Raw genomic sequence first — 19,383 nt, 5'->3', positions numbered from 1 at the left:
TCAGTGACACGGAACGCCGAGCAGATGGCGCCCGTCGTGCATGAGTTCGTGCAGGTAGTTACCGGTCTGCGAGATCGCTCCCTGGTCGAACGTGACCAGGTAGGCGAGGAGCAGCAGCACCGGTACGGCGAGCAGCCACCAGGTGAGCGAGGACAGGGGGATGGGCTGGGCTTGCGGAGCCGAGATCTGGCTCACAGGCACCTCCTTCGGGATTTACGCGTCCCTTTTTCGTAGGTTGGTGGCGGTCGAGTGACCTGGCTTCCGGCGCCGAAGTGCCGGTTACAGTGGCGCGACCGCACCGGTATTTCACCGGATTTCCCTCGCACCGCCACAAATCCCCCGGAACGTACCCCGGTTACCTATCCCCCGTCAATCCGGACACTGCGACCAATTGGGCATGGCTGTAGGGGAGGGGTCCGATCGGCCCCCTCCCCTACAGCCGAAGGATCACTGCTCGCCGGTGAGGGCCGTCACCAGCTCGGCGGCGGTCCGGCAGCGGTCGAACAGCTCGCCCACGTGGGCCTTGGTGCCGCGCAGCGGCTCCAAGGTCGGAACGCGCTGCAACGACTCGCGGCCGGGGATGTCGAAGATGACCGAGTCCCAGGAGGCGGCGGCGACCGACTCGCTGTACTGGCTCAGGCAACGGCCGCGGAAGTAGGCGCGGGTGTCGCTGGGCGGGATCTCGACGGCCCGCTGGACCTCTTCCTCGGTGACCAGACGCTGCATCCGGCCCCGGGCGACCAGCCGGTTGTACAGACCGCGGTCGGGCCGGATGTCGGAATACTGGAGGTCGACGAGCTGCAGGCGCGAGTGGGACCAGGGAAGGTTGTCGCGGGTGCGGTAACCCTCCAGCAGTTCCAGCTTGGCGACCCAGTCCAGCTCCCTGGAGAGCTGCATCGGGTCTTCGGCCAGGCGGGTGAGGACCGACTCCCAGCGGTCGAGGACGTCCTTGGTGGGCTCGTCCACACCGTTGGCGCTGCGCTCCTCGGCATACTTGCGCGCCAGCTCGAGATACTCCATCTGGAGCTGGACGGCCGTCAGCTTGCGGCCGTCGCGCATCGAGATCTCGTATTTGAGCGTGGGGTCGTGCGAGACCGCCCGCAGGGCCTGGACCGGGTTGTCCACGGTGAGGTCGCGGGTGAAGTAACCGTCCTCGATCATGGCGAGGACCAGCGCGGTGGATCCGAGCTTCAGGTAAGTAGAGATCTCCGACATATTGGCGTCACCGATGATGACGTGCAGGCGGCGATATTTCTCCGGGTCGGCGTGCGGCTCGTCCCGGGTGTTGATGATCGGCCGCTTGAGCGTGGTCTCCAGGCCCACCTCGACCTCGAAGAAGTCGGCCCGCTGGCTGATCTGGAAGCCCTCGCTGCGCGAGTCCTGGCCGATGCCGACCTTGCCCGCGCCGGTGACGACCTGCCGGGAGACGAAGAACGGCGTCAGATGCCTGACGATGTCGGCGAACGGCGTGGCCCGCCGCATCAGGTAGTTCTCGTGACAGCCGTAGGAGGCGCCCTTGTTGTCGGTGTTGTTCTTGTAGAGCTGGATCGGGGCGTTGGCCGGCACCGCCGAGGCACGGACCGCGGCGTCGTGCATGACCCGCTCCCCCGCCTTGTCCCAGATCACCGCGGCTCGCGGGTTGGTGCACTCGGGAGTTGAGTATTCGGGATGGGCATGGTCCACGTACAGCCGGGCGCCGTTGGTCAGGATCACGTTGGCCAGACCGAGGTCCTCGTCCGTGAGCTGACTCTGGTCGGCCACCTCCCTGGCCAGGTCGAAACCTCGCGCGTCACGCAGAGGATTCTCCTCCTCGAAGTCCCATCGCGCGCGCCGCGCCCTGGCCGTCGAGGCGGCCAGGTAGGCGTTCACAACCTGGGAGGAGGTCACCATCGCGTTGGCCCCCGGCTGTCCGGGCACGGAGATGCCGTATTCGGTCTCGATGCCCATCACCCGCCGTACCGTCATGCGCACCCTCTGTTCATCCGGGACTGTTCTCTTCTCGGTATGTATTCCCGACCCTAGACCCTTCACTATGCCCGGTGGTCAGACAGTTATGGCACCGAGGCCTTTTCGCCTGTCATGAAGGGCATCCCGGTGGGTGGAGCGGGTGGCGAGACGGGCGGCAGCGGAGACCTCCCGCGCCTCCTGGCCTTCACGAACTCCTGGATGGGCCGCTCGGCCACCCGGTACACGAGGTAGGAGAAGGCCATCGCGGCCCCCACGGTGACCACGGCGGTCAGCCAGGGCGGCAGCGTGTCCCGGAGGAGGGGAATGATCAGGACGGCGGCCGTGGGGTGGAAGAGGTAGAGCGGGTAGGTGAGCGCGCCCAGGACGGTCAGGCCACGCCAGCGGATCCGGCGCAGCCCGCCGAGCGCCACCGCCGCCATGAGCACGTAGAAGCCGATCACGACGACGGCGACGGCCCAGCCGGGCACGGGCATCGCGGCGTAGCCGACCAGTTCGATCCGTCCCGCGACCCGCTCCATCGCCGCGTTGACCGCCAGGCCCCCGCTGACCCCGGCGAAACACCACAGGATCAGCTTGGGCCCGTACCTGGTCATCAGGAAGAAGGCCATGCCGCCGACGAAGTACGCCGCGTACTTGGGCATCACCACGAGGTCGACCCACGCGGCGTCGCTGTTCGAGAAGATCCCCGCGGCCAGCAGCCAGACGCCCATGAAGATCAGGCAGCGGTTGAACGTCACCCCGACGAGGACCAGGACCGAGATCAGCAGATAGAAGCGGAGCTCGGCCCAGAGCGACCAGTAGACCCCGTTGGCGTCGTAGACGCCGAAGGCCCGCTGGAGCATCGTGAGGTTGATCCCGTACTCCCCGAGGCTGAGCTTGGGGTCCAGTGCCGTGGCGGCGGTCAGGCCGTAGACGGCGGCGGTGGCGGCGACGCTGACCCAGTAGGCCGGGAAGAGCCGCACCAGCCGGGAGAGGGCGAACGCTCCGATCCCCCGGCCCCAGATGCTCATCAGGATGACAAAACCGCTGATCATGAAGAACAGCTCGACGCCGAGGATGCCGAGCCCGGACAGCGTGGAGATCGCGGGGAACAGCTCGGCCGGGCGATCCCCCCACACCGAGGCGAAGGCGATGAAGTAGTGGAAGGAGACCACCGCCAGGGCGGCGACAAAACGCAGGAGGTCGAGTTCGGCGAGGCGGCCGCTTTCCCGGACCACCTCGCGAGGCCCCGTGCCGGTCACCTGGGTGCCGAGCCGAAATGTTCACGCACGCCACTTGGACGGCATTTCGATCAGTTGGGTTCCCTGTGACGCCCGTTCACTTCTGTTCATTCCTGTGACGGGTGTGAAAACGGAATTGACGGCACAAAACGCCGACGGCGTGGTCCCCTCGACGGAGGGGACCACGCCGTCGGCGTTTTGCTAGAGGTACTGACCGGTGTTGGCCACCGTGTCGATGGAACGGCCGGCCTCCGTGCCCTGCTTGCCCGTCACAAGGGTGCGGATGTAGACGATCCGCTCGCCCTTCTTACCGGAGATCCGAGCCCAGTCGTCGGGGTTGGTGGTGTTGGGCAGGTCCTCGTTCTCGGAGAACTCGTCCACGCAGGCCGCCAGCAGATGCTGGATCCGCAGGCCCTTCTGCCCGGTCTCGAGGAACTGCTTGATCGCCATCTTCTTACCGCGGTCCACGATGTTCTGGATCATGGCGCCGGAGTTGAAGTCCTTGAAGTACAGGACCTCCTTGTCACCGTTGGCGTAGGTCACCTCGAGGAAGCGGTTCTCCTCGCTTTCGGTGTACATCCGCTCGACGACCCGCTGGATCATGCCCGCGATGGTCCCCTCACGGCTGTCGCCGTGTTCGGAGAGATCTTCGGGGTGGAGCGGGAGCTCCGAGATGAGGTACTTCGAGAAGATGTCCCTGGCCGCCTCGGCGTCCGGCCGCTCAATCTTGATCTTGACGTCCAGGCGGCCGGGCCGCAGGATCGCCGGGTCGATCATGTCCTCGCGGTTGGAGGCGCCGATGACGATGACGTTCTCCAGCCCCTCGACACCGTCGATCTCGCTCAGGAGCTGGGGAACGATGGTGTTCTCGACGTCGGAGGAGACGCCCGAGCCTCGGGTCCGGAAGATCGAGTCCATCTCGTCGAAGAACACGATCACCGGGGTGCCCTCGGAGGCCTTCTCCCGAGCCCGCTGGAAGACCAGGCGGATGTGCCGCTCGGTCTCACCGACGTACTTGTTGAGAAGCTCGGGACCCTTGATGTTGAGGAAGAAGCTCTTGCCGGACTGGCCGGTCTTCTCCGCGACCTGCTTGGCCAGGGAGTTGGCGACGGCCTTGGCGATGAGCGTCTTGCCGCAACCGGGCGGGCCGTACAGCAAGACCCCCTTGGGCGGGCGAAGCTTGTGCTCCCGGAAGAGGTCGGCGTGCAGGTAGGGAAGCTCGATGGCGTCCCGGATCTGCTCGATCTGCCGCATGAGGCCGCCGATCTCCTCGTAGGAGATGTCGGGCACCTCCTCCAGGACGAGCTCTTCGACCTCCGACTTGGGGATGCGCTCGTAGACGTAACCCGAACGCGACTCCAGCAGCAGTGAGTCGCCGGCCCGGATCGGCTGACCGATCAGGGAGTCGGCCAGTTTCACCACCCGCTCCTCGTCGGCGTGCGAGATCACCAGCGCGCGCTGGCCGTCCTCAAGGAGCTCCTTGAGCATCACGATCTCGCCGAGCTCCTCGAATCCGAGGGCCTCGACCACGTTGAGCGCCTCGTTGAGCATGACCTCCTGGCCACGCTTCAGCGAGTCGACATCCACCGCCGGACTGACGTTCACTCGGAGTTTGCGGCCACCGGTGAAGACTTCCACCGTGCCGTCTTCTCTGGCTTCAAGGAACACACCGAACCCGGACGGCGGCTGCGCCAACCGGTCTACTTCCTCCTTGAGGGCGACGATCTGGTCTCTGGCCTCCTTGAGGGTGGCCACCAGACGCTCGTTCTGGCCGGTGACGGCCGCGAGATTCGCCTGTATGTCATGGAGACGCTCTTCGAGAATCCTGGCCTGCCGGGGAGACTCCGTCAGCTTCCGACGTAACGCGGTGATCTCCTCCTGCAGGAAGGAGACCTGTGTTGTGAGGTCAGCGACCTCCCGTTCGCGCTGCGCGGCTCGAGCCTCAGCGTCGTCGCGAGCTGCCACGGCGTCACCTCCTTCCCAGTCGAGACCGACTACTCAAAACCCTACCCATCTGGGGGCTCTCGCTTACCTAGCTGAGCGGTGTTCGTATGGCTACATTAAGTGCGTAGTGATTAATCCCTTTTAGTGCGTTTAGTGCCTAGAAGCATAAGAACACGGCAGTCTGTTCCCGTGGACTCCTCAGCGTACTGTCGTGGCCGAATCGTCATCATGCGGCGTGGACGTAGACGTGGACTCCTCGACCTGTACCCCCTTAGCCGGACGCCTACGGCGGGGTGGCGGTGTCACCCCGTCGGCCATGCGACGGGCCGTGACGAGAAAGCCGGTGTGGCCGACCATCCTGTGATCGGGTCTCACCGCAAGCCCTTCGACATGCCAGTCGCGAACCAGGGTCTCCCACGCATGAGGCTCGGTGAAACTCCCGTGTTCGCGCAGAGTTTCGACGGTACGGGACAATTGGGTCGTGGTCGCTACATAGCAGCAGATAACACCACCCGGAGTGAGTGCCTTGGACGCGGCGTCGACGCACTCCCACGGAGCCAGCATGTCGAGGATGATGCGGTCGACGTCGCTCTCGTCGAGGGACTCCACGAAGTCACCGACCACCAGGCGCCACTGATCCATCGGGCCGCCGTAGAACTTTTCCACGTTCTTGGTGGCGACCTCGGCGAAATCCTCGCGCCGCTCATAGGAGGTCACCGTTCCCTCCGACCCCACGGCACGGAGCAGGAAGCAGGTGAGAGCCCCGGAGCCGACCCCCGCCTCCACGACGCGCGCGCCGGGGAAGATGTCGGCCATTCCGACGATCTGCGCCGAGTCCTTCGGGTAGATCACCGCCGCGCCGCGCGGCATGGAGAGCGTGTAGTCGGAGAGCAGATGCCTGAACGCGAGGTACTGGGTGCCGCCGGACGAACGCACCACCGAGCCCTCGGGCTGACCGATCAGCTCACTGTGCGGGATCCCGCCCTTGTGCGTGTGGAACACGCCGTCTTCCTTCAGCGTCACCGTGTGACGCTTGTTCTTGGGGTCGGTGAGCTGAACCTGATCCCCGGCCTGAAACGGCCCATGCCTGCGAAAACCCATGCCCGCAAGGTTATCGGCGTACGGCGGCGCCCGGTTCCGGTCAAGGATCGACAAGGAACCGGAGCGCACAGAAAACCCGATGCTTCCGGCAGATATCGGGCAGCCCTTACCGGATGTCTCCCCGCTTCCCCGGGTCAGTCCGCGCCGAACGCGGCCCTGAGCTTGGCGTAGGCGGCGTCGGTGCCCTGGAGCGCGCGGTCGATGTCGGCGTCGGTGTGGGCCGCCGACAGGAACCAGTTGTGCCAGGGGTGGAGGTAGACGCCCTCCCGCAGGCAGGCCGAGGACCAGAACATGGCCTTCTCCAGGGTGGCGTCACCCTCGAAGGAGAGCCACGGGATCTGTACGGGACCCGTCTGGTTGACCACGAAGCCGTGCGAGGCGGCCTGGGCCGCGAGACCTTCTCGCAGGCGGGTGCCGGCGCGCTCCATCAGGGCGACGCCGCCGATGTCGCGCAGGGTCTCGATGGTGGCCTTGGCGGCGGCCATCGGGGCGGCGTTGAACCAGAACGAGCCGGTGGAGTAGATCGTCTGGGCCGGACCCCGGAGGGAGTCCACGCCGGTGACCGCGGCGATCGGGTAGCCGTTGGCCATGGCCTTGCTGAAGGCGTAGAGGTCGGGGCGGACGCCCAGGGTCTCCCAGGAGCCGCCGAGGTCGAGCCGCCAGCCGCCGCGCACGTCGTCGATCACCAGCGCGGCGCCGATCCGGTCGGCCAGGGCCCGCAGGCCCCGGGCGAACTCGCCCGCGGCGAGCTCCTGGTCCTCGAAGGAGTCGTGCTTGAACGGCGTCACGATGATCGCGGCGACGTCGCCCTCCGCCTGGGCCGCGGCGGCCTCGGCGCTGGCCAGGTCGTTGTAGGTGTATTCGATCAGGTCGGCGCGCTCGTTGGGCGTGGTGCCCGAGAGGCTGGGCGTGCACCAGGGGTCGGCCCCGTGGTAGGAGCCGTGGGCCATGAGCACCTTGGTCCGGCCGGTGGCGGCCCGGGCGATCATCAGGGCCTGGGTGGTGGCGTCGGTGCCGTTCTTGGAGAACATCACCCATTCGGCCTGCGGGATGGTCTCCACCATCAGCTCGGCGAGCTCCACGTAGACCGGGCCTGGGCCGTTGAGGCAGTCGCCCTCGGCGAGCTGCGCGGCGACCGCGGCCTCCACCGCGGGGTGGCGGTGGCCGATCACGATGGGGCCCCAGGAGCACATGAGGTCGACGTACTCGCGGCCGTCGGCGTCGCGCTGGCGGCAGCCCTCGCCCCCCACGAAGAACTGCGGGTAGCCGGGGCCGTGCAGGGCCGCGTTGAGATGGCCGTACATGCCGCCGGGCACGACCTTGGCGGCCCGCTCCCTGAGGTTGGCGTCGTTGAACATAGGTCTCTCCTTCACTCCTTGTCTCGCAGATTCCGCGCGCCGTCCAGGCCCGCGTCCGAGCCGAGGCCTCCCGCGACGCGGGCGGCCACCGCGGTGCCCAGCCGGGCGGCGCCGACGACCTCGCGGCCGTCGACCAGACCGGCGATGAACCCGGCGCAGTAGGCGTCGCCGCAGCCGGTGGTGTCCACGACCGGAACGTCGAGCGCGAGGACGCGGGTGATTCCGGACGCCGTGGCGATGAGACTTCCCTCGCCGCCCAGCGTGACGAGCACGGCCGTGGGCCCCTCGCCCAGCAGGGCGGTCGCCGCCTCCTCGACCCCGCTCGCGCCGCTCATCAGGAGCGCCTGCTCCTCGTTGGGCAGGAGGTAGTCGATGTGCGGCAGGAAACTCCGGGCTCCCTGCATCAGATCCGGCATGTTGGACAGCAGGTCCATGGTGACGACCGTGCCGCCCCGTCGCGCCTCGTCCAGCAGCGCGAAGAACGCCGGGTCGTACAGACCCCAGGTCACGTCCATGCCGCCCAGATGCACGACCTTCGCGCCGAGGACGCGCTCGCGGTCCAGGTCGGCGGGGGACAGGCTCAGGTTGGCGCCGGGGACGTGGAAGGACGGGCGCCCGCCGTCGGGCCGGATGGGCAGGATCGAGGCCGCGGTCTGCTCGCCGTCCTTGCGGACGATCCCGGTCACGTCCACCCCGTGCCGCCCCATGACCATGAGGAGGAAGTCCCCGAGCTCGTCGTCGCCGACGGCTCCCATCGAGAAGACGTCGACGCCCAGCCTGGCCAGGTCGACGGCGGTCCCGGCCGCGGCGCCCGCCGCGGTGATGCGGATCTGCTCCAGCAGGTGGGTGTCCTGCCCGTCCGGGATCGACTCCACGGGCCTGGCGAGCACGTCCACGATGTGCACCCCGAGGGTGACGACGGTCATAGCGAGTCCTCCTCATATCCTGAGCGGATAATAGACGGGCGTCCGACTACAATGTCAACGAGTCAGCCCGGGAGGGATCGCGTTGCCGAAGATCGTCAATCACAGGGAGCGCCGCGAGGAGGTCGTGGAGGCCACTCGCCGCATCATCCTGCGCGAGGGCATCGAGGCCGCCACCACCAGGGCCATCGCCAGGGAGGCCGGTTACTCCAACGGCGTGCTCACCCATTACTTCGCCGACAAGGACGACATCATGCTGTCGGCGCTGCACTCCTCGCACCGGCGCATCGTGGAGCGCCTGCGCGGCAAGCTCGCCGGCCTGACCGGGCTGGCCGCGTTGCGCGAGCTCCTCCTGGACAACCTGCCGCTGGACGACGAGCGCGTCCAGGAGAGCGGGCTGGAGATCGGCTTCTGGAGCCGCAGCATGACCAGCCCGGCCCTGCTGGAGGCGCAGCGCGCCGAGGCCGAGGAGCTGCGCTACCTGGTCCGCAGCCTGCTCGGCACGGCGGCCGAGGCCGGAGAGATCACCACCGCGGAGGATCTCGACGACGTCGCCGAACGACTGCTCGCCCTGGTCGACGGGCTGAGCGTGCACCGCCTGCTCTACCCCGACCGGCTGGGCGCCGAACGCCTGGAGAGACTGCTCGGCGCCGAGCTCGACCGGCTTCGATCGAGCAGCGCGTAGAGCCGATCAGCGCGTAGAGCCGATCCGCCGCCCCCTCGGCGGTGGGCCGCCCGCCCACGTCGCCGAGACACGAGACGAGCGCGAACGAGCTCGGACGGCTCGGGCTGCGCGATCAGCCTGGACCGACGCCCGAAGGACGCCGGTCCTCTAGCGGTTGCGGTGCGACTCGTAGCGCATGGTGCGGGAGACCCCGATCCGCACGGTCGTGCCGGGCAGGATCGCGACCGGCTCGTTCGGCGGGATGTCGTAGAAGTTGGGGTCGCCGGGCGGCTGGATCTGGGTGCCGTTGACCGAGCCCAGGTCCACCAGGTTGACGTCCCAGTTGTCCAGCGCCACCCGCAGGTGACGGCGGGACACCGACCCGTCGGGGCTGGTGACCTTGGCCGGACGGACCGAACCCTCCGCCACCTCCGGAGCGCGTTCGGGGTCGCGGCCCACCAGGTAGTCGGTGTCGAGTCCAAGAGTCATGCCGTCGTCCAGGAGCAGCACTCCCAGCTGCGGGCGCGGACCCTTGTAGGGGACGAGCGTGCGCTGCACCAGCGCGATGCCGCAGACCGCGCAGTACGGCACGCGCGGGTCGTTGAAGTGGTCGTTCTTGCAGTCGACCCCGTAGACCAGCGGCCGTGACTCGGGCTCGGGAGCAGGCGCCTGCGGCTCCGGCACGGACGGCGGACCGCCCGGCGTCAGCGGTTCGTAGTCGAACGACTGGTCGCGGACGTCGATCGGGTCGCCGCCCATCCCGCTCGACCTGGCGGTCGCTATGTCCTCGTGCCGGACGACCGGTATGGGGCCGGAGACCGGTCCCTGGTTCTGCGGCGAGATCGCCGGGATGGGCTCGGAGTGCCATGCCTGTGGCGCGGCCTGCGGCTCCCGGGGTGGTCGCGGCGCCTCGGAGGGCTGCGGGGCGGACACGTAGGGCTCCGCGGGGCCCATCGGGTAGGGAGCGGGCCGTACGGCCTCCACCGCCTCCACGGCCTCCGCCTGCGGCGCCTGCCACTCGGGGGCGGGGGCTGCCGGGGCAACCGGAGCCGGCTGAGCCACAGCCGGCTGGGCCGCCTCCCGGTGCGGCGCGGGCTCCGCGTAGGGCGCGGACCGGGCGGAAGGCTGTTCCGCCTTCACCTCGGACAGGTCACACCAGACCCCGCCACCGACGATCACCCCGGAGTCCAGCCGGGCGAACCGGGCGAGCGGATGCGCCGTCCCGGCCTCCGGCAGGCTCAGTTCGACCCGGGTCACCGGGCCCGGCACCAGCCGGTCGGACCACGTGAGCGCGTCACGCCCGGCCAGCTGGACCTCACCGGCCGCGCCGGTCACCGAGGCGGACGCCGGACCGCTGACCAGCACGGCCACTCCGCCGTTCACCGGACCCGCGACGGCGCACGCCACCGGTTCGCCCATCATGACGGCGAGCACCTGGGCCACGCGGCGAGCCAGCGCACGGCCGTCACCGCCCGAGGACGCCGTCTCCCTCACCGCCCCCAGCAGGTCTTCGACGACGGCCTCGGCCGCGTCACACACCAGCAGCAGGCCGCCCACGTGAGCCACCAGCCCGTTGCCCGGAAGCGGACGCACCACCCCGAAGCCCTGGTCGGTCAAAGAACTCTCCCTCCCCGGAAGCGCCACCGGATGAACGGCACACGCATGGGACCGTTCGCCACCAGCCACATGCATACCCAGACGAGTGTGAAATGCGTCCAGAAGGCGGCCGGCGGAACCGGATCAATGAAATCAACTGCACTGGACCGTAACAAAAAGTACAGCACTAGACCCTCAGGTACGAGCGTCAGCAAACCGAACAGGGTCGGCCAGTCCTTCTCCCACCGGAACTGCATGAGGAAGTGATAGATCAGCTCCCAGACGATCCCCAGGACGCCCACCGCCACCAGGACGAGGAACCCGCCCGCGTAGCGGTCGCCGAGCGGCCCCGAGGGGCCGGGAAGCACCGGCACGACCAGCAAGGTGATGATCACGCCCACGGTGGCGAGCAGGAAGAGCCTCGTCTGAATACGCCCCAGCAGGGTTGGAACCACGGGGAATCGCTCCTTACACCGGCGAGTTACGGGCCCATTTGAACCACTGCGAGGTCGACCGCAACGGCCCCATCTTCCGAACGAATCCCCGTCCTGCCAGGTCGTCGGCGATCTCCTGGGCCGCGATCTGCAGCCCGAGGAAGGTGTCGACGCCCGGGAAGTAGCCGCCGAGCGTCGCCGATCCGGAGGCGTAGAGGGCGCCGTCGCCGCTCGCCGTTCCCTTCACCTCGAAGTGGCGCTCCACGTCGAGCCTGCCGACCGGGTTGCGGCCCGCCCCGCCGTGCTGGAGCAGGTCGGCGAAGACCCGGTGCTCGGCGATGTCGGCCTCCAGGCCGGTGCAGTCGATGATGTAGTCGGACACGGGCTCGCGGACGATGCCGTCACCGCTGCGCACGTAGCTGACCAGCTTCCCGTCCGGGGTCCGCTCCACCCGGTCCACGGTGCCCTGCACGGCGTGGTAGTAACCGCCTTCGCGGCCCGCTCGCATCTGTTCCTGCCAGCGCCGCCGGTAGGGGGTGTTGGTGCCGCCCATGTTCTTGTATTTCTGCGCGCGCTCGGCGCCCTCCAGCTTGCGCATCTCCGCCTTGAGCTGGCCACCCCACACCGACTTGGGGTAGTTGAAGCCCTGGTAGGCCCAGCCGTTCCCGCCCTTCCTGCGCGACCAGGCGTTCGGCCCGTGGGAGCCGGTGACGAAGGTCCGGAAGATGTGAATGATCTGGGTCTTGAGGTTCAGCTTCTCCCGGTCGTCGAACAGACGCTGCAGCACCCGGGACGCGACGATGCCGCCGCCGCGGACGACGACCGTGCCGGAGCGGGTCTTCAGGAACTCGTAGACCTGCTCGTGCGGCTCGTAGGCGTTCACGACGTGCTGGTAGTCACCGTGCTTGGTGCGGAACTCCTGCAGGTCCGGCAGGAACTTCAGACCCGGGTAACCGACCGCGACGTGGACGAAGCGCGAGCGGAAGACGATGCGCTTGGTGGGCGCCGCCCCCCCGGGCGGGGTGATCACGGTGAAGTAGCCGCCGTCCGACCGGCGGCGGATCATCCGGACCTGGCCCTTGACCAGCATGTCCCAGTAGCCGATGCGCTTGGCCTCACGCTCGAGGTTCTCGAAGACCGTACCGGCGCGCGGCGTCCAGTAGTCGTTCAGCAGCGGCTCGGTGAGAATCTGCCACAGATACGACGGCTTCCTCTCCTTCCAGGCCTCTTCCAGGGCGTAGGAGGGGAATCCCCACAGGTTGTCGGGGCGGGAGGAGGAGTCGGAGCGGATCCGTTCCTTGCGCGGGATCTGCGAGCACCGGGTGAGGAACTCGTAGGTCTGCCACGGATGGTCGATGTTGGACACCACCCGCATCTGGGAGGTGGGGACGCCGTAGATCCGCAGGTAGTCGAGTGTCACGAAGGACCCCATGCCGCCGCCCACCGTGAGGAAGGGAGTGTCGTATATGGGGATTCCGGCGGCGGCGACCATTTGATCGGTCCATTGGGGCGAGCCGAGCAACTCCGGAGTCAGATCACCGGCCGTCGCCGACGCGTGGGGGGATGCCAATTGATCGTCCCTAAGCTACGTGGTGCGTCTCTTATAGCTACATGGCCAACCAGTTCGGTAGATCAAAACAGTCGATCAAAACACTAGTCCTGGTGAAAGCCGAAAACGAGTGGGACAAACAGGGCTATCTTCCCTCGCCGGCTCACTTTCCGGTGAATGCCCGGTGAGACTCGCGGAAATGACGGCCGGGTCGCTCAGACCCCGCTGAAGACCCGGTTCACGTCCGACGTGGCCAGCACCCCGAAGATCTCACCGCCACGCTCGACCAGAAGGTATTCGCCCGCGGGGGTCTCGCGCATGGCGTCGATCAGCGGCTCCCCCTCCAGGTCGGCGGCGAGCACCAGCGACGGTTCGAGGCTGCGCGACAGCGAGCCCGCGGTCACCCAGGGACGGCGGCTCTCGGGGGTGGCCTCCACGGCGACCTCGTTGACGATTCCCGTGGGGTGGCCCTCGTGGTCCACCACGACCATCGCCCCGGCCTTGGCCTCGGCGGCCCGGCGCAGGGCCTCGGCCAGCGGTACGTCACCGGTCACCGCGATGGCCCGCCTGGCCAGGGCGCGGGCGTTCACCTTCGGGATGCGGGCGCGCACCCGGGCGCTGCGCAGGGACTGGGTGGCGCCGAACCAGATGAAGGCGGCCAGCAGCACCGGCCAGAGGAGCGTGGTCAGCTCCTGCGGCTGCCCGCTCACCAGCGCCAGCCCGATGGGGACCACGAGCAGGACGACGGCCAGCGCGCGGCCTCCCCAGGCCGCGGCGATCGTGCCGGAGGTGGCGCTGCGGGTGGCCTTCCAGATGCCCGCGCGCAGCATGCGCCCGCCGTCGAGCGGCAGCCCCGGCAGGAGGTTGAAGATCCCGACGATCAGGTTGGAGACCCAGAGCTGCCAGACCAGGACGCCGATGACGCTGTACGGGTCGATGAACTGGGAGGCGATCAGGCCGATCCCGGCCAGCCCGAGCGAGAGCACGGGCCCGGCGAAGGCCACCATGAACTCCCGGCCGGGGGTCTCCGGCTCACGCTCGATCTCCGAGACGCCGCCGAGCAGGTAGAGCGTGATGCGGCGGACCGGCAGGCCGTACATCTTGGCGACCACGCAGTGCGACAACTCGTGCAGGAGCACCGACACGTACAGCAGCACGGCGAAGACGAACGCGATGAGATAGGTCACCGGGACGCTCAGCTCGGGCAACCGGGAGGCCATGTCCGGCTGGAAGGAATAGGTGATGAACGCCGCCACGATGAACCAGGTCGGCGAGACGTACACCGGGATGCCGAACGGCCGTCCCATCCGCAGTCCTGGGTTGTCCTGGCGCGGACTCTCGCTGCTCACCTCTGGCTCACCACTCCTCGCTGAACTCCACCTTCAGGCCTCGATGCTACGCGCCGTCAGGCCCTTCCCGATCGCTCCGAGACCACCTTGAGCACAAACTGTCGCCACTGTGACCTACAGTGCGGACATGCCACTGACCGAGCCCACGATCATCGGAGCCCTGTCGCCGTCCCGCGCCGGTGACTTCATGACGTGCCCGTTGCTCTACCGGTTCCGGGTGATCGACCGGCTCCCGGAGCCCCCGTCCCCCGCCGCCGTGCGGGGCACGATGGTCCACTCGGTGCTGGAGCGCCTCTACGACCTTCCCGCCCCCGAGCGCACCGTCACCGCGGCCCAGGACCTGCTGGAGCCGCAGTGGCGGAAGCTGCTAGCCGAGGAGCCCGCCTACGGCGAGATGTTCGCCGGCGACCAGGAGCACGCCCAGTGGCTGGCACAGGCCCGCACCATGCTGGAGCGCTACTTCACCCTTGAGGATCCCACCTCCCTCGAGCCCGCCGAGCGGGAGCTGTACGTGGAGGCGATGCTCGCCAACGGCCTGATGCTGCGCGGTTACATCGACCGGCTGGACGTCGCGCCCACCGGCGAGGTCCGCGTGGTCGACTACAAGACCGGCAGCGCGCCGGGGCCCGCCTTCGAGGCCAAGGCCCTGTTCCAGATGAAGTTCTACGCGCTGGTGCTGTGGCGGCTGCACGGCTCGGTGCCCCGCCTTCTCCAGCTGATGTATCTCGGGGGCGGGGGCGAGGTCCTGCGCTACACCCCCGACGAGGCGGATCTGCGCGCCACCGAGCGCAAGGTGCAGGCCCTGTGGGAGGCCATCGAGCGGGCGCTGGAGACCGGCGAGTGGCGTTCCAGGCGCAGCCGGTTGTGCGACTGGTGCTCCTACAAGGAGCTGTGCCCGGAGTTCGGCGGCACTCCCCCGCCCCTGCCCGAGCGGCAGCCGGGCGACACCGTGCGCAGCACCCGCCGCACCCCCAGGGCGGACAGCTCGGCCCGGGCCGGCAGAGCGGCCACGGACGAGCTCTGACCGCCCGCGGCACGCGCGTTCCTCTCCCCGGGCGGGGCCTCCCGCACCGTCGCACGGGGCCTCCCATCGCCGTCTCGCGGGGTCCTGTCGCCGTGGCGGGAGGACCTGCTCACCGTGACGGGAGTCCCGGGTCCTCCGTGGGGATGAGAGGGGATATCCCCCTGTGGCAGGGTGGCCGTGGAGGTGGGGCACCTAAATTGATTGTGTGCGCAACACCTTCGGCAGCCTGCGATCCTGGCTCCGCGACCATCCGCTGATTCCTGACGCGATCTCCGCGACGGTGCTGGCGGCCCTCGCGGTCCCCTGCTCCTACCTTCCCTCCCTCTTCGGCGACCCGGTCGCGCTGAGAGAACCCGACACGCTGAGCCTCGCCCTGATCGTGATCGGCTGCCTGTCCCCGGCGTTGCGCCGCCGCTGGCCGTTCCTGATGCTCTTCCTGGTCATCGTCATCGACACGACGCTGGCGTCGACGGGACAGAGCGCCTCCCTGGTCTGGCTCGCCGCGCTGGCGATGGTCTACACGATCGCCAGCCGGCGTGGCCTGGCGCTCAGCCTGGGCGCGCTGGCGCTGAGTTTCACCGGCCACACCTTCTCCGCGGTGGTGGCCGGTGGTCTCGGCGACTGGAGCTCCCATCTGCTCGTGGCCGTTCTCACCATGACCCTGTGGATCGCCGGCCGGAGCGTCCGGCTGAGCCGGGCCTACCAGGCGGAGCTACGCGACCGCGCCAGGCGCATGGGACGCGCCCGGGAGGCCGACACCCGGGCGGCCAGGGCCGAGGAGCGCTCCCGCATCGCCCGTGAGCTGCACGACGTGGTCGCCCACCACGTGAGCGTGATGACCGTCCAGGCCTCCGCCGCGCGCCGGGTGCTGGCCACCAACCCCGACGGGGCCAGGGAGGCGCTGTCGGCGATCGAGGAGATGGGCCGGACCGCGATGGCGGAGATGCGCAACATCGTGGGCGTGCTCAGGACCGACGGGACGCCCGCCGAGCGCGGCCCGCAGCCCGGGGTGCGGGAGATCCCCACGCTGGTCGACCAGATGCGTGAGGCGGGGCTGCGGACGCAGCTGTGGATCGAGGGCGAGCGGGGCCGGCTCTCCCCCGGCGTCGACCTGGCCGCCTACCGGCTGGTCCAGGAGGCGCTGACCAACAGCCTGCGGCACGCGGGGCCCGAGGCCCGTGCCTGGGTGACCGTACGGCACGAGCCCGGCGAGCTGGCCATCCAGATCGAGGACGACGGCCTCGGCCCACCGGCCGGCGGCTCCGATGGGGAACAGAGCGGTCACGGTCTGGTGGGTATCCGCGAGCGTGTCGCCCTCTATGGTGGACTTCTGAGGATCGGCCCGCGTTCCGGGGGCGGGTTCGAGGTCAATGCCCGATTCCCCCTCAAGGACATGTGATGACGATCAGAGTGCTGCTGGTGGACGACCAACCACTTCTGCGCACCGGCTTCCGCCTGATCCTGGAGGCCGAGCCGGATCTCACCGTGGTCGGGGAAGCCGGGGAGGGCAAGGCCGCTCAGGACCAGGCCCGTGCGCTGCTGCCGGACGTGGTCCTGATGGACATCCGGATGCCCGGCGTGGACGGCATCGAGGCGACCCGCCGGATCGTCCGGGAGGCCGCGAGAGGCACCCACGTGCCCCGGGTGCTGGTGCTGACGACCTTCGACCTCGACGAGTACATCGTGGAGGCGCTGCGGGCCGGGGCCAGCGGGTTCCTGCTCAAGGACGTCCCCGCGGACGAGCTGGTGCAGGCCATCCGGGTGGTCGCGGCGGGAGACGCCATCGTCGCGCCCAGCGTCACCAGGCGGCTGCTGGACAAATTCGGCGCGCACCTGCCCTCGGCCTACCAGCAGTCCACCCCCGCCCGCCTGGACCGGCTGACCGAGCGCGAGCTGGAGGTGCTGCGGCTGATCGCCAAGGGCATGTCCAACGCGGAGATCGCCGCCGAGCTCGTGGTGAGCGAGACGACGGTCAAGACCCACGTCGGCAACGTGCTCACCAAGCTCGGCCTACGCGACCGTGTCCAGGCCGTGGTCCTCGCCTACGAGACCGGCCTGATCACCCCCGGCGCCATCCCCTGACGGACGCCGTGCCCGCAGGCCCCCCGACCACCGGCGAGGGCACGGTCCGACGCCAGGACTCCCGACCGGTCCAGACGACGGAGGCACTCACTCACCGGCGGCCGCCGGGCCCCGAGTCCGCCCGGTGACACCCCGTCAGGTGACGGGGACGCCGACCTCGGTGGCGGTGGGGTCATGGGCGCTGGCGGCGGCCCGGATGCGGCCCGCCGCGATCTCCTCGACCCAGTGACAGGCGACCTTGCGGCCGGGGCGCGCCTCGCGGAGCCCGGGCTCCTCGTCGGCGCAGCGTGTCGGCTGCCGGAACGGGCAGCGGGTGTGGAACCTGCAGCCGGGCGGGATGTTCACCGGAGACGGCAGGTCCCCGGTGAGCAGGATCCGCTGCCTGCGCTCCTCGACCTCGGGGTCCGGAATCGGAATCGCCGACATCAGCGCGATCGTGTAGGGGTGGAGCGGCTCGGCGTACAGCTCGTCGGAGGGAGACTCCTCCACCAGCGCGCCGAGATACATCACGCCGATCACGTCGCTGACGTGACGCACCACCGCCAGGTCGTGGGCGACCACGACGTAGGTGAGACCCAGCTGCTCCTGCAGGTCCTCCAGCAGGTTGACGATCTGCGCCTGGATCGAGACGTCCAGCGCGGAGACCGGCTCGTCGGCGATGATCAGGCGGGGGTTGAGCGCGATGGCCCTGGCGATGCCGACGCGCTGGCGCTGGCCACCGGAGAACTCGTGGGGGTAGCGTCTCGCGGCTCCGGCGGGAAGCCCCACGATGTCGAGCAGCTCCCGCACCCGCTTGGAGCCGTCCCCGGTGAAGCCGTGGGTCCTGAGCGGTTCGGTGAGCACCGACTCCACGCTCTGTCGGGGATCGAGGCTGGCGAACGGGTCCTGGAAGACCATCTGCATGTGCCGCCGGAGCAGGCGGGTCTGCTCCGGGCTCTGCGCCCCGACGTCCACGCCGTCGAACACGACGGTTCCGGCCGTGGGCTCCACCAGTCTCAGCACGGCCTTGCCGAGCGTGCTCTTGCCGCAGCCCGACTCCCCCACCAGGCCGTAGGTCATGCCCTGCCCCACGTCGAGGTCGACGCCGTCGACGGCCCTGACCTGGCCGACGACCCGTTGCAGCAGCACGCCCTTCTTGACCGGGAAGTGCACCTTCAGCCCGCGGATCGACAGCAACGGCTCGGAGCTCATCGGTTGACCGCCTTGGCCTCGATCGGATTGAAGCAGCGCAGGCTGTGCGAGCCGCCGTGCAGCTCCGGTGCCGCCCGGGCGCACTCGTCGACGCGATTACGGCAGCGGGGGGCGAACGCGCATCCCCGCGACCACGGGAGGGTGTCGCGCGGGGAGCCCTGGATGGGCTCCAGCCGCTCGCCGCGCGGCCGGTCGAGCCGGGGCACGGAGGCGAGCAGGCCGGCGGTGTAGGGATGGCGAGGGCTCGCGAAGAGCTCGTGCCGGGACGCCCGCTCGACGATCCGGCCGGAGTACATCACGTGGACGGTGTCACACATTCCGGCGACCACCCCCAGGTCGTGCGTGATCAGGACCAGCGCGGTTCCGGTGTCGGCGACCAGTCCCTTGAGCAGTTCGAGGATCTGCGCCTGGATGGTGACGTCCAGCGCGGTGGTGGGCTCGTCGGCGATGAGCAGCCGGGGGCTGCAGGCCAGCGCCGCCGCGATCAGCGCGCGCTGGCGCATGCCTCCCGAGAGCTGGTGGGGATACTCCCTCAGCCGCCTTGCGGGGTCGGGTATGCCCACCCGGCGCAGTAGCTCGGCCGCCTCGGCCCGCGCCTCCCCCGAGCTCAGGCCGCGGTGCCGTACGAGCACCTCGGTCACCTGGACCCCGATGGGCACGACCGGGTTGAGCGAGCTCATCGGGTCCTGGAAGACGATGGCCATGTCCCTGCCGCGCAGGGTGCGCAGTTTGTCGGCGGGCAGGGTGAGCAGTTCGGTTCCGTCGAAGGCGATGCTCCCCTCCACCAGCACGCCGCGCCTGGGCAGCAGCCCCATGACGGCGAGGGAGGTGACGGACTTGCCGCAGCCCGACTCCCCGACCAGGCCGACGGTCTCGCCGGGGGCCACGGAGAAGCTGACGCCGTCCACGGCGCGCACGTCTTCGCGGCCTCGCTGGCGGAAGACCACGCTGAGCTCTTCGACTTTGAGCAGACTCACTCG

At 69.1% G+C, this 19,383-nt stretch carries 17 protein-coding genes and 1 riboswitch; of the genes, 4 read left to right on the top strand and 13 right to left on the bottom strand.

Annotation, left to right across the window (positions count from 1 at the left end; translation table 11 throughout):
- The 7 genes from CHC08_RS02650 to CHC08_RS02620 all read right to left on the bottom strand — a co-directional run bounded on the left by CHC08_RS02650 (position 1) and on the right by CHC08_RS02620 (position 8,517).
- Positions 1–195 (bottom strand): CbtB domain-containing protein, encoded by a 195-nt coding sequence (locus CHC08_RS02650; protein WP_179281851.1) that lies wholly within the window; start codon positions 193–195, stop codon positions 1–3.
- 43 nt (positions 196–238) lie between these two features.
- Positions 239–332: riboswitch (adenosylcobalamin (AdoCbl) riboswitch) on the bottom strand.
- Positions 333–447: 115 nt separating this feature from the next.
- Positions 448–1,965 carry a depupylase/deamidase Dop gene (gene dop, locus CHC08_RS02645; RefSeq protein WP_089205521.1) on the bottom strand — a complete coding sequence of 506 codons (1,518 nt, stop codon included), beginning with the start codon at positions 1,963–1,965 and terminating at the stop codon, positions 448–450.
- A gap of 86 nt (positions 1,966–2,051) precedes the next feature.
- Positions 2,052–3,185, bottom strand: coding sequence for an acyltransferase family protein (locus tag CHC08_RS02640; RefSeq protein ID WP_245878081.1), 1,134 nt, complete (start codon positions 3,183–3,185; stop codon positions 2,052–2,054).
- A gap of 204 nt (positions 3,186–3,389) precedes the next feature.
- A complete protein-coding gene (gene arc / locus CHC08_RS02635; protein ID WP_089205519.1) occupies positions 3,390–5,153 on the bottom strand; it encodes a proteasome ATPase in 1,764 nt (587 codons plus the stop codon).
- 177 nt (positions 5,154–5,330) lie between these two features.
- Positions 5,331–6,233, bottom strand: a complete 903-nt coding sequence (locus CHC08_RS02630) for a tRNA (adenine-N1)-methyltransferase (RefSeq protein ID WP_239514449.1) — start codon at positions 6,231–6,233, stop codon at positions 5,331–5,333.
- 134 nt (positions 6,234–6,367) lie between these two features.
- Positions 6,368–7,591 carry an aminotransferase class III-fold pyridoxal phosphate-dependent enzyme gene (locus CHC08_RS02625; RefSeq protein WP_089205518.1) on the bottom strand — a complete coding sequence of 408 codons (1,224 nt, stop codon included), beginning with the start codon at positions 7,589–7,591 and terminating at the stop codon, positions 6,368–6,370.
- A gap of 11 nt (positions 7,592–7,602) precedes the next feature.
- On the bottom strand, positions 7,603–8,517 hold the full coding sequence (locus CHC08_RS02620) for a carbohydrate kinase family protein (protein ID WP_089205517.1): 915 nt from the start codon (positions 8,515–8,517) through the stop codon (positions 7,603–7,605).
- 82 nt (positions 8,518–8,599) lie between these two features.
- Between CHC08_RS02620 and CHC08_RS02615 the strand changes: the two genes are divergently transcribed.
- Positions 8,600–9,199, top strand: coding sequence for a TetR/AcrR family transcriptional regulator (locus CHC08_RS02615; protein WP_089205516.1), 600 nt, complete (start codon positions 8,600–8,602; stop codon positions 9,197–9,199).
- 147 nt (positions 9,200–9,346) lie between these two features.
- On the opposite strand, the gene CHC08_RS02610 is transcribed toward CHC08_RS02615, so the two are convergent.
- The 4 genes from CHC08_RS02610 to CHC08_RS02595 all read right to left on the bottom strand — a co-directional run bounded on the left by CHC08_RS02610 (position 9,347) and on the right by CHC08_RS02595 (position 14,064).
- Positions 9,347–10,795 carry an FHA domain-containing protein gene (locus tag CHC08_RS02610; RefSeq protein WP_089205515.1) on the bottom strand — a complete coding sequence of 483 codons (1,449 nt, stop codon included), beginning with the start codon at positions 10,793–10,795 and terminating at the stop codon, positions 9,347–9,349.
- Positions 10,792–11,229, bottom strand: a complete 438-nt coding sequence (locus tag CHC08_RS02605) for a hypothetical protein (RefSeq protein WP_089205514.1) — start codon at positions 11,227–11,229, stop codon at positions 10,792–10,794. The genes CHC08_RS02610 and CHC08_RS02605 overlap by 4 nt, the downstream gene beginning before the upstream one ends.
- A gap of 13 nt (positions 11,230–11,242) precedes the next feature.
- A complete protein-coding gene (locus CHC08_RS02600; protein ID WP_089205513.1) occupies positions 11,243–12,778 on the bottom strand; it encodes a hypothetical protein in 1,536 nt (511 codons plus the stop codon).
- Between the two features lie 194 nt (positions 12,779–12,972).
- On the bottom strand, positions 12,973–14,064 hold the full coding sequence (locus CHC08_RS02595) for a site-2 protease family protein (RefSeq protein ID WP_089205512.1): 1,092 nt from the start codon (positions 14,062–14,064) through the stop codon (positions 12,973–12,975).
- Positions 14,065–14,233: 169 nt separating this feature from the next.
- Between CHC08_RS02595 and CHC08_RS02590 the strand changes: the two genes are divergently transcribed.
- From CHC08_RS02590 to CHC08_RS02580, 3 genes are all read left to right on the top strand, one after another.
- The gene (locus tag CHC08_RS02590; protein WP_089205721.1) at positions 14,234–15,130 is read left to right on the top strand and encodes a RecB family exonuclease; all 897 of its coding nucleotides are present in this window, start codon (positions 14,234–14,236) and stop codon (positions 15,128–15,130) included.
- 205 nt (positions 15,131–15,335) lie between these two features.
- Positions 15,336–16,529: a sensor histidine kinase gene (locus CHC08_RS02585; RefSeq protein WP_089205511.1), complete on the top strand. Its 1,194-nt coding sequence runs from the start codon at positions 15,336–15,338 to the stop codon at positions 16,527–16,529.
- Positions 16,529–17,212: a response regulator gene (locus CHC08_RS02580; RefSeq protein WP_089205510.1), complete on the top strand. Its 684-nt coding sequence runs from the start codon at positions 16,529–16,531 to the stop codon at positions 17,210–17,212. Before CHC08_RS02585 ends, CHC08_RS02580 begins: the two co-directional genes overlap by 1 nt.
- Positions 17,213–17,347: 135 nt before the next feature.
- Here CHC08_RS02580 and CHC08_RS02575 read toward each other — a convergent pair whose 3' ends face one another.
- Positions 17,348–18,403, bottom strand: a complete 1,056-nt coding sequence (locus tag CHC08_RS02575) for an ABC transporter ATP-binding protein (protein WP_089205509.1) — start codon at positions 18,401–18,403, stop codon at positions 17,348–17,350.
- The gene (locus tag CHC08_RS02570) at positions 18,400–19,380 is read right to left on the bottom strand and encodes an ABC transporter ATP-binding protein (RefSeq protein ID WP_089205508.1); all 981 of its coding nucleotides are present in this window, start codon (positions 19,378–19,380) and stop codon (positions 18,400–18,402) included. The genes CHC08_RS02575 and CHC08_RS02570 overlap by 4 nt, the downstream gene beginning before the upstream one ends.
- Between the last annotated feature and the right edge of the window lie 3 nt (positions 19,381–19,383).

This window comes from Streptosporangium subroseum, from assembly GCF_900188345.1.
GTDB lineage: Bacteria > Actinomycetota > Actinomycetes > Streptosporangiales > Streptosporangiaceae > Streptosporangium > Streptosporangium subroseum.
This window is presented reverse-complemented; position numbering and strand designations above follow the sequence as displayed.

Excerpts from the sequence above, each read along its gene's own strand:
- dop (WP_089205521.1), bottom strand. The coding sequence starts at position 1,965 with ATGACGGTACGGCGGGTGATGGGCATCGAGACCGAATACGGCATCTCC.
- CHC08_RS02630 (WP_239514449.1), bottom strand. The coding sequence starts at position 6,233 with ATGGGTTTTCGCAGGCATGGGCCGTTTCAGGCCGGGGATCAGGTTCAG.
- CHC08_RS02625 (WP_089205518.1), bottom strand. The coding sequence starts at position 7,591 with ATGTTCAACGACGCCAACCTCAGGGAGCGGGCCGCCAAGGTCGTGCCC.
- CHC08_RS02620 (WP_089205517.1), bottom strand. The coding sequence starts at position 8,517 with ATGACCGTCGTCACCCTCGGGGTGCACATCGTGGACGTGCTCGCCAGG.
- CHC08_RS02595 (WP_089205512.1), bottom strand. The coding sequence starts at position 14,064 with ATGGGACGGCCGTTCGGCATCCCGGTGTACGTCTCGCCGACCTGGTTC.
- CHC08_RS02590 (WP_089205721.1), top strand. The coding sequence starts at position 14,234 with ATGCCACTGACCGAGCCCACGATCATCGGAGCCCTGTCGCCGTCCCGC.
- CHC08_RS02580 (WP_089205510.1), top strand. The coding sequence starts at position 16,529 with ATGACGATCAGAGTGCTGCTGGTGGACGACCAACCACTTCTGCGCACC.
- CHC08_RS02575 (WP_089205509.1), bottom strand. The coding sequence starts at position 18,403 with ATGAGCTCCGAGCCGTTGCTGTCGATCCGCGGGCTGAAGGTGCACTTC.